This window comes from Providencia sp. LY12, from assembly GCF_057621555.1.
This window is the reverse complement of the sequence record NZ_CM172594.1, coordinates 2,689,889-2,704,531: the sequence shown is the minus strand read 5'-3', so window position 1 is coordinate 2,704,531 and position 14,643 is coordinate 2,689,889. Positions and strand designations below refer to the sequence as shown.

Genomic DNA, 14,643 nt, shown 5'->3' with positions numbered 1-14,643 from the left:
GGAGAGCTGTGATGGAAATGACCAATGCTGAACGCTTAATTTTATCCAATCAATATAAAATGATGACCATGTTAGACCCAGATAACGCGGAGCGTTACCGCCGTCTGCAAACTATCATTGAGCGTGGATTTGGCTTACAAATGCGCGAGCTGGATAGGGATTTTGGTGAACTCAGCGAGCAAACGTGTCGTACAGTTATTGAAGTGATGGAAATGTACCATGCGCTGCAAGTTTCTTACGGCAACATGGAAGACAAACATGGTGTGGATGGTCGTCGTGTGCAGTTTTTGGGCTTTGATGCCGCAACGGAAGCGCGTTATCTGAGTTACGTGCGCTTTATGGTTAATACAGAAGGGCGATATACCCATTTCGATAGCGGAACTCATGGCTTTAACTCACAAACACCAATGTGGGATAAATATTTAAGAATGCTGAAAATTTGGCAAGCTTGCCCTCGCCAATATCACCTTTCAGCGGTTGAGGTTTCTCAAATTCTCAATGCTTAACTTATCTTTTTAGGTAGACACATTTACGTCTTGCATTAGGTAGCACGATTTTCTGAAAAAGGGTTTGATGTGAAGTTAAAAGCAAAAGGTTTTTTATTCGATCTCGATGGCACGTTGGCGGACTCACTCGCTGTTGTTGAGCGCTGTTGGTGTTTATTCGGCGATAGAATTGGTGAAGATAAGCAAGCGATTATCGACTACATTCATGGAAAACCTGCAATGACCACATTGCGCCATTTCCTACCTAATGCGAGCGAAGAAGAGCTGCAAAGCCATTTTCGTTGGTTAGAGAAGATGGAAAGTGAAGATATGGAGGGGGTTGTTGCACTGCCAGGTGCAATAGCGCTGTTATCTTTATTGAATAAATTAGGCGCCCCTTGGGCGATTGTGACATCAGGTACAGTACCCATTGCTCACGGACGCCGAGCAGCAGCGGGTTTACCTGAACCTAAACATTGGGTCACGTTTGAAAAAGTCTCGAAAGGTAAACCAGACCCAGAACCTTTCCAATTAGGGGCGAAAAGCCTCGAATTGCCTCCCGAAGAGTGCATTGCTTTTGAAGATGCGCCAGCGGGGATCCATTCAGCATTAAGTGCGGGCTGCCAAGTTATTGCGGTTCATGATCCTGAAGGTATGCCAAGACGAGATGAAATCTCTGCAATTATTAGTACATTAGAACAAATTTCCGTGACAGGTCCTGACGATAACGGCTATTTTGAGCTTTTCGTGTCGAAAAACGTCTAATTGCGATCTAATCAAAGAAATCCTCTGAAAAACATGGTTAACTAACTAAAATCTTTAGCCTGTTTTTTTTCGTCGAAAGGGGATACTTTGAACGGAGAATTGCTGTGGGTGCTAACCCTACTATTGATCGCGGTTGTTCTATTTACTACCAATAAAGTCCGCATGGATGTGGTTGCCTTATTAGTCATTGTGGCGTTTGTATTAAGCGATACACTGACCTTACAACAGGCAACGGCGGGTTTTGCGGATCCTAACGTTTTGTTGATTGCTGCTCTGTTTGTCATCGGTGATGGTCTGGTTCGTACCGGAATTGCCTACCAAATGGGGGAGTGGCTCGTCCGAGTTGCAGGCAGCAGCGAAAGTAAAATGCTCGTCTTTTTAATGATGACGGTGGCGGGGCTAGGTGCATTTATGAGCTCCACTGGCGTGGTCGCTATCTTTATTCCGGTGGTGCTCAGTGTCGCAGCACGGATGAAAACCTCACCAAGTCGATTAATGATGCCGCTGGGCTTTGCTGGCTTAATCAGCGGCATGATGACATTAGTCGCAACTCCCCCCAACATGGTGGTCAACAGTGAATTAGTTCGCGAAGGATTACCCAGCTTTCAATTTTTCTCAATCACCCCAATAGGACTTCTTATTTTAGTCGCGGGTATTGGCTATATGTGGCTGACTCGTCGCTGGTTGGGTAGCAATGAACCGGATAAACAACCTGTTAAATATCAACGTAGTTTTCGTGATTTGATCCGCGATTATAAACTGGCTGGGCGTGCCCGCCGATTAGCGATTCGTAAAGGTTCTTCACTGATTGGACACACGCTTGATGAGCTTCATTTGCGTTCCCGTTATGGTGCAAACGTTGTGGGGATTGAGCGCTGGCGTAAGTTTCGCCGTGTGATGGTGAGTGCAACGGGGGGAACGGAGCTACGTGAGCGTGATGTTTTGCTAATTGATATTTCAGTGACTGACGATGAACTGCGCCAATTTTGCAGTGAACAGCTTCTTGAGCCAATGATTTTGCGTGGGGATTATTTTTCCGAGCAATCGAGGGATGTGGGGATGGCGGAAGTTTCCATGAACCCGGACTCGGAATTGCTAGGTAAAAGCTTACGAGAGATTAAATTTCGTACCCGATATGGTTTAAACGTCGTCGGGATCCGTCGCGATGGAAAAGCGCTTGATGGAAAACTGGTGGATGAACCTTTACGCTTGGGGGATATTTTACTGGTCATCGGTGATTGGAAGTTGATCCGTGTTCTATCAACAAAACCGCGTAATTTTATCGTATTGAACTTAGCCGCCGAAGTCGAAGCTGTTGCCCCTGCCTCCTCGCAAGCCCCTCATGCGTTATTTTGCCTTGCGCTCATGGTGGCGATGATGGTTACCAATGAAATCCCTAACTTTATTGCGGCGTTGATTGCCTGTTTATTAATGGGAAAATTTCGCTGTATTGATATGGAAAGCGCGTACAAAGCGATTCATTGGCCGAGTATTATTTTGATTGTTGGCATGATGCCATTCGCTATCGCTTTACAAGAAACCGGGGGGATAGCCCTTGCGGTAGATGCACTAATGAAGGTAGCTGGGGGATTAGGTCCTCATGTGATGCTAGTCTGCCTGTTTATTTTATGCGCGACGATAGGCTTATTTATTTCCAATACGGCTACTGCGGTACTCATGGCGCCTATTGCGATTGCCGCCGCGCATCAAATGGATGTCTCTCCATTACCATTTGCGATGGTGATTGGTATTGCAGCATCCGCTGCGTTTATGACCCCAGTTTCTTCCCCTGTGAATACATTGGTATTGGGCCCCGGTGGTTATAAATTTGCAGATTTTCTGAAGATTGGCGTGCCATTTACGATAATTGTAATGTTTATCAGTGTGGCAGTTATTCCTATCTTATTTCCTTTTTAAGAAATACAAAAATAGTATCAATAAAGAGCTCTATTATATATTAGGGCTCTTCTTATATTAAAAATAATAAATTTATAATATTTAATATATTTTAATGATAAATCTTTTGTTGATATTCTCCTCAATTCAATATCTATTAATTATAGGAGGATGATATGAGTAAAAATGAATCGTGGGGTAATGAGAAGTTTGTTTACGGTTATTGCGATTTTGAAAATTATTGGGGGGAGGATTTATCACATGTTGTGTTAACTCACTTTGTCTCTGGTTATTTTGATATAACTAAAAAACTGTTAACTTCAAAAGAAATATATGACATTCCGAATAAGACTGAACTGAAAAAGGTGTTCACTATATTATTTGAGCGAAATAAAATAGATTCATATGATTTTTGGTCATTAAAATTAGTCACGAAGAGTGGAGAGGTTTATGAAACGAAAGAACCTTTACGTTGTACTATTTCAATTGATGATTCTGAGTTTGTAATATTGGGTATTAATGGGGATGCAAAAACATTTTATATTGCATTCTCTGTAATGATAGGTTGTAATGTAAAATTAGAAAAGGTTGATTAAGCTCTTTTGTTAGACGAGTTTAGACCTGAAGTTTTTAGATTGGTAGAACAATAAATATACTATATAAGTGGGCATAGCATACCACTACTTATATATTAATTGCTTATTTCATCTAAAGACAGAGTAAAGCTAGGTACAAACGTTTTTATAAAATATTCCATTTCAGGGCTATTGCGCTCCGCTAACATTTTTTCAAGACGTCTTTTGGCTAACTTGAATTCGCTATTACCTGCGGATAGCTCTTCCAAACATTTTAAATAGGCACATAAGGTATCTGCCTGTTTTACAATAAAATGTTCTTCCTCGGATTGCAGATCTTCTACCAGTAAGCATTTAAAATCGTCTTGCAACTCTTCTGGCAGCATATCCAACAATTTTTGCTGGGCAAATTTTTCGATTTTTTTATATTCGTGGGCGATTTGCTGATTGTGATATTTAATTGGCGTTGGTAAGTCACCAGTGATGACTTCACTGGCATCATGATACATGGCAAATAGCGCAATTTTTTCAGGGTTGACATTTCCCTCGAATTTGCGGTTTTTAATGACCGCAAGAGCATGTGCTACCATGGCAACTTGTAAGCTATGCTCGGAGACATTCTCGGTACGCACATTGCGCATGAGTGGCCAGCGATGAATAAGTTTCATTCTAGCAAGGTGGGCAAAAAAATAACTCATAATCCCTCTTCAGTGATCCGGTGATGGTCTAAATTATATCTCAAAATTTATGAGGCTGGTAAGTTTATTGTGTCAGGCTTAAGTGGGCTTTTCTTATAAAAAACTAATAAATACAAGTGGGTTAAGGTTACTTAAATACCGCTATGATGAGACTCTATCTAAAAAGGAGGATATATGAACATAGAAAAACTAAGTGGTGGTATTGCCTCATTTGAAAACCATTGGGGAGAAGAGATATTGATGGCTAATTTACAGCACACTTCAATTAGATTGGCTTCAATTTCACTTGGGGGTATACAAAATAATGAACTGATTGAAAATGCATTTGAATATATTATTCAACATGATGTTGGACAAACAAGTGATTACTGGCGTGTTCATATTGTAACGTTGTCGGGTTCTTATACTACGCCTGATGGATTTTTTTGCTCAATTGGTGAGGAAGATAAAAAAATAGGGCGAGTTAAATTATCCGTTGATGGCAAAAACAAGCAACTAAATGTTACATACCCAGTATCAGGAACTTTTTCGACAAAAATGTCTATGTATTACTGAGTTTTTCTTTTTTCAATCAAATAGCTATTGCGAGAAACATCGATAAAGTATTTGATACAAGGTTGATATATATTACCTTTGAAAATGTCTAGTGTGAGGATTTAACAGTCGTTAAACATAATTAGGCTAACCATAAGCTTAATGTAAAGTAGGGTGAAAAAAGAAATAAACAGGGGCATGCAGAGTATATTAATTTGAATAGCTTTAGGTTTTTAGAGATTTAATCCATAAATGGTTATGCTAAAACAATATATGTGGTATTTATACATTCTAATAGCTGTAGCATATGGTTAATCCAAGGATGGGTTTATTGTTATATATAAATAGGAATTCAGTCAATCTTATAAAGATACTCCTAAATAGATGGAAATTAATTTATTAAACGATTAATTGATATAAGGGAAGAATGATTTATAATCATCGATATTATTCTAACTTGTCAGCTAATCGAGGTTTTTATGAAATACTTCCCAGTAATATTAGTGTTGTTTTTTCTTGCGGCAGTTTATCTTATTTCTATCATTTAAATATCAGATAAAGATAGTCGTATTAAGATATGATATGTAATAAATAGAATGGTTCTTTTAGGACTGTTCTATTTTCCTGCTCACCCTGAAATTAATCACACTTAAATAATTTAAAGTATTTTGAGATAACTTTAATTATAGGATGGATCATTTTAATTACTTATAACAGTAATATTTCATTTTATAAGCTATCAAAAATAAATAGCCCACTGAGGAGCTATTTATTCATAAAAATCTTAATAATGCTCTAATTACTGCTTATATCCGCTAAGGAAACGCCCAAACTTGGTAATCGCCATTTCTAAATCATCTGCATAAGGCAGGGTGACGATACGGAAATGGTCTGGGTGCGGCCAGTTAAATGCAGTTCCCTGAACTAATAGCACTTTTTCTTGCAGTAGCAGGTCAAGGATCATTTTTTGGTCATCGTGGATATTAAAACGTTTAATATCAATTTTCGGGAACATATACAGAGCGCCTTGTGGCTTAACACAAGAGACACCCGGAATTTGGTTAATCAATTCCCATGCACGATTGCGTTGCTCATATAAACGACCACCCGGTTGGATAAATTCGCTGATACTTTGGTAGCCACCTAATGCTGTTTGGATAGCGTGTTGCATTGGCACGTTGGCACATAAGCGCATAGAGGCTAACATTTCTAAGCCTTCAATATAACTTTTGGCTTGTTTTTTCGGGCCATTTAATACCATCCAGCCTTGGCGGAAACCTGCCACACGATAGGTTTTTGATAACCCGTTAAAGGTCACTGTCAGTAAGTCAGGTGCCAATGCTGCGATAGAGTGGTGCTGCGCATCGTCATACAGAATTTTATCGTAAATTTCGTCGGCAAAGATAATCAAACTATGTTGGCGAGCAATCTCGACGATTTCCATTAATAGCTCTTTGCTGTACACCGCCCCTGTTGGGTTATTTGGGTTGATGATGACAATCCCGCGGGTACGTGGGCTGATTTTCTTGCGGATATCGTCAATATCCGGCATCCAGCCTTGTTGCTCATCACACATATAGTGAACAGCATTACCGCCCGATAACGAAACAGCCGCTGTCCAGAGTGGATAGTCAGGGGCTGGAACCAGCATTTCATCGCCATTATTTAATAGCGCTTGCATTGCTTGAACGATTAATTCAGAAACACCGTTACCAATATAGACATCTTCAACCGTCATATCGTGGATATCACGGGCTTGGTAGTGTTGAACAATTGCCTTACGCGCAGAATATAAGCCTTTAGAATCACAGTAACCTTGCGAGCTTGGCAGATTGCGCAGGACATCAACGAGGATCTCATCAGGTGCTTCAAAGCCAAACGGTGCCGGGTTACCAATGTTCAGTTTTAGGACTTTATTGCCTTCTTCTTCTAAGCGTTTCGCTTCTTTTAAAACTGGCCCGCGAATGTCATAGCAAACATTATCAAGCTTATTGGATTTCATTATCGTATTCATGGTTCTCTCATTACCCTAACGGGCTTGCAATCATAGGGGACTTCCGGCGTTACTATCTACTGTACTCCTCCCTCGGAACCTTTTGAAGATGCTAGATAATTTTTGGTGCAAAAGGTTGGTTTAGACATAAATCAGATATATGCTATCTTAAAGTATCATATAAGTTGGATTATGGTTCTGGTTGTAGCTGTTAAGTCAGAATCTAATTCTGATAATTATCGTGGTTTTGGAGTGCATTAGTGGATGAGTCGTAAAAAAATGGCAGAAAAGTCGCGTAATGACAAAGTAACAAAAATTGTATCACTCTGTAAGTTTGCATCTTAAATCATTAAATTAGAAATAAATTTAACTATTGGTCGGGGCATTTTGGGTGCTTTTTGGCTTTTTTTGTTAGCAATATTGATTATTTTAATGAGAATATTCTTAGTGAAACCGTGGTTATAATGTTTAGTGTATTGATAATTAATAAAATTGTTAATTTACATCATATGTTACATAAACAGCTTACATTAAAATAATTGCAACTACATTAAATATGTTACTATTTAGTCTTCTTCAATTATTTCGTGCTTATTGAGTTTTACGTTAATCAACCCCGCTTTAATTGATAGAAATTTAAAAACACTAATTGGATAATTGAGCTGTTTAAGTTAATTATCAAATAGATATAGCAATATAGAGTATTGAATACAATAAATGCAGATCTACGGATTAGAAATGCAAAAAGTTGGATTATTTTTAAGACTCGCTGATTCTCACGGAGGAGAGCAGAAACACCAGGTATCATAAAATTATATAAAGAGAATGTACGATGATAAATTCCAATCGTCCCATAATGAACTTAGATCTCGATTTACTACGCACATTTGTCGCAGTGGCTGATCTTAATACTTTTGCCGCTGCTGCTGCCGCAGTATGTCGAACCCAGTCTGCTGTTAGTCAGCAGATGCAACGTTTAGAGCAATTAGTTGGTCGTGAATTATTTGCACGCCACGGGCGTAATAAGTTGTTAACCGCCCACGGTTTGCAATTACTCGGCTATGCGAGACAAATTTTACGCGCTAATGATGATGCCACCGCATCTTTAACTTATAACGATGCAGATGGCGAATTGCGTATCGGGGCATCCGACGATACCGTCGATATCTTATTACCTTTCTTATTAAACCGTATTGCCTCCGTATTTCCACGCATCGCGGTAGAAGTGAGAATTAAACGTGCTCAGTTTATTGAGTCAATGTTAGATAATCATGAAATTGATTTAGCATTAACGACAAGTCGTATTCCTCAGCACCCAAAAACAGCATTAAGAACTGTCCCGATTTTATGGCACAGCGCACCTGATTTTCAGTTACGCCCAAATGAGCCAATCCCATTGGTGGTAATGGATGAAACTAACCCATACCGTAAGTTATGTACTCATGCATTAGATGAAGCGGGCTTACCATGGCATGTGGCTTATGAAGCTGCATCATTACCTGCTGTTCGCGCAGCGGTGAATGCCGAAGTCGGAGTGACTGCACGTCCAATGGAAATGCAAAATGCGGATCTGCGTGTTTTAGGCGAGTCAGATGGCTTACCTCGTTTGCCAGATATTCAGTACTGGCTATATAAAAATGCGGATGAGCAAAAAGATTTCGTGCTCACTGTTTTTAATGCAATTGAAAACAAAAAAATCTCTTATTCTGTCGCTGAACAAGTTGAGAACGGCGCTCAATAAAATAGAGAATTGTCCTTATCGATAAAATAGGATTTTTATCAAAGATAAGTGTCAAATAAATCAAAATATGTTTATCCGGCTGAGTCAGTTAATTCTGGCTCAGCCGTTTTTTTTTCCATCGATACCCTTCCTTAAAATCGACCTGACTATTTTACGCATTTATATTGTTATCAAATTGTTTTTAACTGAAATTTACTAACCATACTCATTAAGTGGTTAATAGGGGAAGAAGGGGATTTTGCCAGTACGATATTTTACTTAAAGTTCAGGTGACAAAATAGTGAACAATGTTTCTGCTCAATAGGTGACTAAACACACGAATTAACCACTTATTGAGTATGGATTTACGCGTAAGAGCATGAAATAATTGTGATGTATATGGCATAACATGAAATTCATTAGTTAGTTAACGATTTGTTACGCCGTTAACAAAATTTATTTGCTGAATTGATAAAATAGCTGAGAGTAGTCAGTGGCTTAGTGGGCATGATGAATAAAAATTCGTTATCGCTTATTAAATTAAATTCGGATGTTATGTAAACAAATTGAGTATTTTTTCAATAAATCTGTGCGTTAGATCAAATAAAAAGCACATTTTTTCGTCTGTTAAGACAGGTTTTTCCTGAGATAATAGTGTAGTAAAAGCGAATAATCAGTTAGACTACTTTGCGTGTTTATTTGTGTATAGTAACACTGACACGTTTTAGCAGTTAATGAGTTATTTTTGTTTCACAGATGTTTTTGGCGTGTGAATTTTTTGTAATAAATACGGTTATTTTGTCTCATTTGAGCAAAATAAAATGTAGTGAGAGAGGGGCAAACCAAACAGCGGTCGTCAGGCTGATTTTAGTTTGGGGGATCTTTTAGTTTTGAGGTCAATTTTGGTCTTTCTTCTCGATTAACTGGGCAATTGTGGTGCAATACTGCCGTGTTATAAAAAAGAGCAGTTAAGTACCATAAGTAATGAGTAAGCAACGAGTATGTCTACATCAATCCTAGAGTTAGCCCATAACTGGGGCTTTGCTATATTCCTTCTCGGCGCTATTGGTCTTTGCGCTTTCATGTTGACCGCAGGTCATTTCTTGGGTAGCCGCGCCAAAGCCAGAACAAAACACGTTCCCTACGAGTCAGGTATTGACTCTGTCGGTAGTGCTCGTCTTCGTATGTCAGCCAAGTTCTACTTGGTCGCGATGTTTTTCGTGATCTTCGATGTGGAGGCTATGTTCTTATTTGCATGGTCTGTTGCCATCCGCGAAGCGGGATGGGTAGGTTTCATCGAAGCCGCTATTTTTATCTTGGTATTGTTGGCGGGATTATTTTATCTGATCCGCGTTGGTGCACTCGATTGGACTCCAATCCGTTCACGTCGCGCAGTTAAAGGTCCTAGTGAAGTTATTAAAATCAGCAATCGTCATCCGCAGTAAAAAGCGAGGCATTATACAATGGATTATACGCTCACCCGCATAGATCCGAACGGTGAGAACGACCGTTACCCACTGCAAACTCAAGAAATCGTTACTGATCCTCTTGAGCAGCAAGTTGAAAACAGCGTGTATATGGGGAAATTATCCCATGCACTTCATGATGTGGTGAACTGGGGACGTAAAAACTCTCTGTGGCCATACAACTTCGGTCTTTCATGTTGCTATGTAGAAATGGTGACGTCGTTCACGGCTGTTCATGACGTAGCCCGCTTTGGTGCGGAAGTACTGCGTGCTTCTCCTCGTCAAGCCGACTTTATGGTTGTTGCGGGAACTTGTTTTACCAAAATGGCTCCCGTCATCCAGCGCCTTTATGACCAAATGCTTGAACCAAAATGGGTTATCTCCATGGGTTCATGTGCGAACTCCGGTGGGATGTATGACATCTACTCTGTTGTTCAAGGCGTCGATAAATTTATTCCCGTGGATGTGTACATTCCAGGCTGCCCGCCACGCCCTGAAGCCTATATGCAGGCTCTCCTTCTGTTACAAGAATCCATCGGCAAAGAACGTCGCCCACTTTCATGGGTTGTCGGTGATCAGGGTGTTTATCGTGCGAATATGCAGTCAGAAAGAGAAAGAAAACACGGTGAACGTATTGCAGTAACCAACCTGCGTACCCCTGACGAAATTTAAGGCTTTTAGCCATACAGCGTAACAGAGCAATGTTGTTGCGAAATAATAAACCTGATCAAGCGTTATGGTGAAGAATGATGACAGATCAGATAGCGCAAGCGAGTCATAATCAGCCAGAATGGCAGACACAAGATCACATTAATGATCCTGTGCTTCTGGAACTGCGCAACCAATTTGGCCCGGATGCCTTTTCAGTTCAAGCAACCCGCACTGGCATGCCAGTGGTTTGGGTGCGCCGTGAACAATTACTGGAAATTGTAGATTTCTTACAGAAGCTACCTAAACCTTATGTGATGTTGTTCGACTTACATGGAGTCGATGAACGCCAGCGTATTCATCGCCAAGGTCTGCCTGAAGCGGACTTTAGTGTGTTCTACCACATCATTTCCATTGACCGAAACCGCGACATCATGTTGAAAGTGGCTCTTAACGAGAAAGACTTAAACGTGCCGTCAGTGGTTTCTTTATTCCCAAATGCCAACTGGTATGAGCGTGAAGTATGGGACATGTTCGGGATCACCTTCCAAGGTCACCCGAATTTACGTCGCCTGCTGATGTCTCCAAGCTGGGAAGGTCACCCGCTGCGCAAAGATTACCCTGCGCGCGCCACGGAATTCGATCCATTTGTTCTGACTAAGCAAAAGCAAGATCTGGAAATGGAAGCATTAACTTTCAAACCAGAAGAGTGGGGCTTAGATCGTGGAAATGAAAACGAAGATTTCATGTTCCTGAACTTGGGTCCAAACCACCCATCTTCTCACGGTGCATTCCGTATCGTGCTGCAATTGGATGGTGAAGAGATTGTTAACTGCGTTCCCGACATCGGCTACCACCACCGTGGTGCGGAAAAAATGGGTGAGCGTCAGTCATGGCATAGCTACATTCCTTATACCGACCGTATCGAATACCTCGGCGGTTGTGTGAATGAAATGCCATATATCCTAGCGGTTGAAAAACTGGCAGGTATCGAAGTACCGGACCGCGTAAAAACTATCCGTGTCATGATGTCTGAACTGTTCCGTATCAACAGCCACCTACTATATATCAGTACCTACATTCAAGACGTTGGTGCGATGACACCGGTGTTCTTTGCGTTTACTGATAGACAAAAAGTATACAACGTCATTGAAGCAATCACCGGTTTCCGTATGCATCCAGCTTGGTTCCGCATCGGTGGGGTTGCTCACGATCTACCGCGTGGCTGGGATAAATTACTGCGCGAATTATTAGACTGGTTACCGAAACGTCTAGAATCCTATGTGACTTCTGCGCTGAAAAACTCCATTTTGAAAGGTCGTTCTATTGGTGTGGCATCTTACACCAAGGAAGAGGCATTAGCGTGGGGCGTGACAGGTGCAGGCTTACGTGCAACGGGTGTGGACTTTGACGTACGTAAAGCACGTCCTTATTCAGGTTATGAAAACTTTGAATTCGACATTCCAATCGCCCATAACGGTGACTGCTATGACCGCGTCATGATCAAAGTGGAAGAGATGCGTCAAAGTATCCGTATTCTTGAGCAATGTCTGAAGAATATGCCAGAAGGTCCATTTAAAGCTGACCATCCACTGACAACGCCGCCGCCGAAAGAGCGCACATTGCAGCATATCGAAACCCTGATCAACCACTTCTTACAAGTGTCTTGGGGTCCGGTTATGCCAGCTAACGAATCATTCCAGATGGTTGAAGCAACCAAAGGGATCAACAGCTACTACCTAACCAGTGACGGCAGCACCATGAGCTACCGTACACGTATTCGTACTCCGAGTTATGCGCACTTGCAGCAAATTCCGGCGACAATCAGAGGTAGCTTGGTTTCTGACTTAATTGTCTATCTGGGTAGTATCGATTTTGTAATGTCGGATGTGGATCGCTAACCATGCATAATGAACAAGATAAACAAGGTCAATGTGGCACTGGCCAATGCGGCTGTAACAGCCAGTCTGACGTGGTGAATACCTTCGAACCGCAAGTCAATCACGGTTTTGTTTTAACCGAGCATGAGCGTGCGGAAATTGAAGGTGAAAAACACCACTACGAAGATGCACGCGCGGCGTCAATTGAAGCGCTTAAAATTGTGCAAAAAAATCGTGGCTGGGTCGAAGATGGTGCAATTCACGCTATCGCAGAGGTTTTAGGCATTCCTGCGAGTGACGTAGAAGGCGTGGCAACATTCTATAGCCAAATTTTCCGCCAACCAGTGGGTCGCCACATTATTCGTTATTGCGACAGCGTTGTTTGCCATATTACGGGCTACCAAGGCTTAGAAGCTGAAATTATTAAACAGCTGAGTATTCGCCCAGGTCAAACCACCGCTGATGGTCGCTTTACGCTGCTGCCAACCTGTTGCTTAGGTAACTGTGACAAGGGTCCAACGATGATGATCGATGACGATACCCACAGTCATGTGCAGCCTGAAAATATTCAAAAGCTACTGGAGCAGTATCCATGACAAACTTCTCCGCAAACCCTGTGATCCGTACCGCGGAAACTCATCCATTAACTTGGCGTCTACGCGATGACGCGCAGCCAGTCTGGTTAGATGAGTATCGCAGTAAAAACGGATACAAAGGTGTCGAACGTGCCCTTAAAGGCATGGCTCCTGATGAAGTGGTTAACCTTGTCAAAGACGCCGGACTGAAAGGTCGTGGTGGTGCAGGGTTCTCGACGGGTCTGAAGTGGAGCTTAATGCCGAAAGACGAAAACATGAAACTGCGTTACTTCTTATGTAATGCGGATGAAATGGAGCCGGGCACTTATAAAGACCGTTTATTGATGGAACAACTACCTCACTTATTAGTGGAAGGGATGATCATCGGCGCTTATGCATTAAAAGCCTACCGTGGTTATATCTTCTTACGTGGTGAATATGTTGAAGCGGCGAAACATTTACGTCGCGCCATCGAAGAAGCCAAAGCAGCGGGTCTCTTAGGTAAAAACATTCTCGGTTCGGGCTTTGATTTTGAGCTATTCGTGCATACCGGTGCAGGTCGTTATATCTGCGGTGAAGAAACCGCACTGATTAACTCCCTTGAAGGCCGTCGTGCAAACCCACGCTCTAAACCACCATTCCCTGCAAGTTCAGGTGCATGGGGTAAACCGACCTGCGTTAATAACGTTGAAACTATCTGTAACGTGCCTGCAATTCTAGAGCACGGTGACCAGTGGTATATCGATTTAAGCGCGGGCAAAAGTAAAGACGCGGGTACTAAGCTGATGGGCTTCTCTGGACGCGTGAAAAATCCGGGTCTGTGGGAACTGCCATTTGGTACAACGGCGCGCGAAGTCTTAGAAGACTACGCGGGCGGTATGCGTGATGGATTAAAACTCAAAGCATGGCAACCGGGTGGTGCAGGAACTGACTTCCTGACCAACGATCACCTCGATTTACCGATGGATTTCGAAAACATTGCAAAAGCAGGCAGCCGTTTAGGTACAGCGCTAGCGATGGCAGTCGATAACGAAATCAACATGGTTTCTTTAGTACGTAACTTAGAAACCTTCTTCGCGCGTGAATCCTGTGGTTGGTGTACACCGTGCCGTGATGGTCTGCCTTGGAGCGTAAAAATTCTACAGGCATTAGAAAAAGGTGAAGGTCAAGAAGGGGATATCGAAACTCTTGAACAACTTTGCCGTTTCTTAGGACCCGGCAAAACCTTCTGTGCACACGCACCGGGTGCGGTTGAGCCATTACAAAGCGCCATCAAATATTTCCGTGGAGAGTTCGAAGCGGGTATCTCGAAAAAAGATCTGCGCAACATCGTGCAGATTGCCGGGATCCAGCCAAACCTGCTCAAGCAGCGTTGGTAAGCATTTAGCGATTGAGCAACCGCTAAACG

The 14,643-nt window shown here is 41.9% G+C and carries 13 protein-coding genes; 11 read left to right on the top strand and 2 right to left on the bottom strand.

What is annotated here, in order from left to right; all coding sequences use genetic code 11:
• The first annotated feature begins 11 nt into the window (after nt 1-11).
• From ACY3ZI_RS12855 to ACY3ZI_RS12840, 4 genes are all read left to right on the top strand, one after another.
• Complete coding sequence (locus ACY3ZI_RS12855) at nt 12-506, top strand: YfbU family protein (protein ID WP_036952716.1); 495 nt, start codon at nt 12-14, stop codon at nt 504-506.
• 69 nt (nt 507-575) lie between these two features.
• Nucleotides 576-1,250 (top strand): sugar phosphatase, encoded by a 675-nt coding sequence (locus tag ACY3ZI_RS12850; protein ID WP_132495446.1) that lies wholly within the window; start codon nt 576-578, stop codon nt 1,248-1,250.
• Nucleotides 1,251-1,337: 87 nt separating this feature from the next.
• Nucleotides 1,338-3,167, top strand: coding sequence for an SLC13 family permease (locus ACY3ZI_RS12845; RefSeq protein ID WP_211886057.1), 1,830 nt, complete (start codon nt 1,338-1,340; stop codon nt 3,165-3,167).
• Nucleotides 3,168-3,322: 155 nt separating this feature from the next.
• Nucleotides 3,323-3,742 carry a hypothetical protein gene (locus tag ACY3ZI_RS12840; protein ID WP_487375296.1) on the top strand — a complete coding sequence of 140 codons (420 nt, stop codon included), beginning with the start codon at nt 3,323-3,325 and terminating at the stop codon, nt 3,740-3,742.
• Nucleotides 3,743-3,837: 95 nt separating this feature from the next.
• On the opposite strand, the gene yfbR is transcribed toward ACY3ZI_RS12840, so the two are convergent.
• Entirely contained in the window at nt 3,838-4,419 is a 582-nt protein-coding gene (yfbR, locus tag ACY3ZI_RS12835; protein ID WP_036952723.1) for a 5'-deoxynucleotidase, read from the bottom strand.
• A gap of 174 nt (nt 4,420-4,593) precedes the next feature.
• Here yfbR and ACY3ZI_RS12830 point away from each other — a divergent pair, with 174 nt between their 5' ends.
• Nucleotides 4,594-4,974, top strand: coding sequence for a hypothetical protein (locus ACY3ZI_RS12830; protein WP_132495442.1), 381 nt, complete (start codon nt 4,594-4,596; stop codon nt 4,972-4,974).
• Between the two features lie 778 nt (nt 4,975-5,752).
• On the opposite strand, the gene ACY3ZI_RS12825 is transcribed toward ACY3ZI_RS12830, so the two are convergent.
• On the bottom strand, nt 5,753-6,967 hold the full coding sequence (locus ACY3ZI_RS12825) for a pyridoxal phosphate-dependent aminotransferase (RefSeq protein WP_036952728.1): 1,215 nt from the start codon (nt 6,965-6,967) through the stop codon (nt 5,753-5,755).
• 811 nt (nt 6,968-7,778) lie between these two features.
• On the opposite strand from ACY3ZI_RS12825, the gene ACY3ZI_RS12820 reads away from it, so the two are divergent.
• The 6 genes from ACY3ZI_RS12820 (at nt 7,779) to nuoF (ending at nt 14,614) form a co-directional block, all read left to right on the top strand.
• Complete coding sequence (locus ACY3ZI_RS12820; protein ID WP_036952731.1) at nt 7,779-8,687, top strand: LysR family transcriptional regulator; 909 nt, start codon at nt 7,779-7,781, stop codon at nt 8,685-8,687.
• Between the two features lie 980 nt (nt 8,688-9,667).
• The gene (locus ACY3ZI_RS12815) at nt 9,668-10,111 is read left to right on the top strand and encodes an NADH-quinone oxidoreductase subunit A (protein ID WP_036952734.1); all 444 of its coding nucleotides are present in this window, start codon (nt 9,668-9,670) and stop codon (nt 10,109-10,111) included.
• 18 nt (nt 10,112-10,129) lie between these two features.
• The gene (locus tag ACY3ZI_RS12810; protein ID WP_004912254.1) at nt 10,130-10,804 is read left to right on the top strand and encodes a NuoB/complex I 20 kDa subunit family protein; all 675 of its coding nucleotides are present in this window, start codon (nt 10,130-10,132) and stop codon (nt 10,802-10,804) included.
• 74 nt (nt 10,805-10,878) lie between these two features.
• Nucleotides 10,879-12,681 (top strand): NADH-quinone oxidoreductase subunit C/D, encoded by a 1,803-nt coding sequence (gene nuoC / locus ACY3ZI_RS12805; protein ID WP_181477305.1) that lies wholly within the window; start codon nt 10,879-10,881, stop codon nt 12,679-12,681.
• Nucleotides 12,682-12,683: 2 nt separating this feature from the next.
• Nucleotides 12,684-13,256, top strand: coding sequence for an NADH-quinone oxidoreductase subunit NuoE (gene nuoE, locus ACY3ZI_RS12800; RefSeq protein WP_230086728.1), 573 nt, complete (start codon nt 12,684-12,686; stop codon nt 13,254-13,256).
• The gene (gene nuoF / locus ACY3ZI_RS12795) at nt 13,253-14,614 is read left to right on the top strand and encodes an NADH-quinone oxidoreductase subunit NuoF (protein WP_036952742.1); all 1,362 of its coding nucleotides are present in this window, start codon (nt 13,253-13,255) and stop codon (nt 14,612-14,614) included. The genes nuoE and nuoF overlap by 4 nt, the downstream gene beginning before the upstream one ends.
• Nucleotides 14,615-14,643 lie beyond the last annotated feature (29 nt).

Bases quoted from the DNA above. Each gene is read 5' to 3' on its own strand.
- ACY3ZI_RS12855 (WP_036952716.1), top strand. From the start codon at position 12: ATGGAAATGACCAATGCTGAACGCTTAATTTTATCCAATCAATATAAA.
- ACY3ZI_RS12840 (WP_487375296.1), top strand. From the start codon at position 3,323: ATGAGTAAAAATGAATCGTGGGGTAATGAGAAGTTTGTTTACGGTTAT.
- yfbR (WP_036952723.1), bottom strand. From the start codon at position 4,419: ATGAGTTATTTTTTTGCCCACCTTGCTAGAATGAAACTTATTCATCGC.
- ACY3ZI_RS12830 (WP_132495442.1), top strand. From the start codon at position 4,594: ATGAACATAGAAAAACTAAGTGGTGGTATTGCCTCATTTGAAAACCAT.
- ACY3ZI_RS12825 (WP_036952728.1), bottom strand. From the start codon at position 6,967: ATGAATACGATAATGAAATCCAATAAGCTTGATAATGTTTGCTATGAC.
- ACY3ZI_RS12820 (WP_036952731.1), top strand. From the start codon at position 7,779: ATGATAAATTCCAATCGTCCCATAATGAACTTAGATCTCGATTTACTA.
- ACY3ZI_RS12815 (WP_036952734.1), top strand. From the start codon at position 9,668: ATGTCTACATCAATCCTAGAGTTAGCCCATAACTGGGGCTTTGCTATA.
- ACY3ZI_RS12810 (WP_004912254.1), top strand. From the start codon at position 10,130: ATGGATTATACGCTCACCCGCATAGATCCGAACGGTGAGAACGACCGT.
- nuoC (WP_181477305.1), top strand. From the start codon at position 10,879: ATGATGACAGATCAGATAGCGCAAGCGAGTCATAATCAGCCAGAATGG.
- nuoE (WP_230086728.1), top strand. From the start codon at position 12,684: ATGCATAATGAACAAGATAAACAAGGTCAATGTGGCACTGGCCAATGC.
- nuoF (WP_036952742.1), top strand. From the start codon at position 13,253: ATGACAAACTTCTCCGCAAACCCTGTGATCCGTACCGCGGAAACTCAT.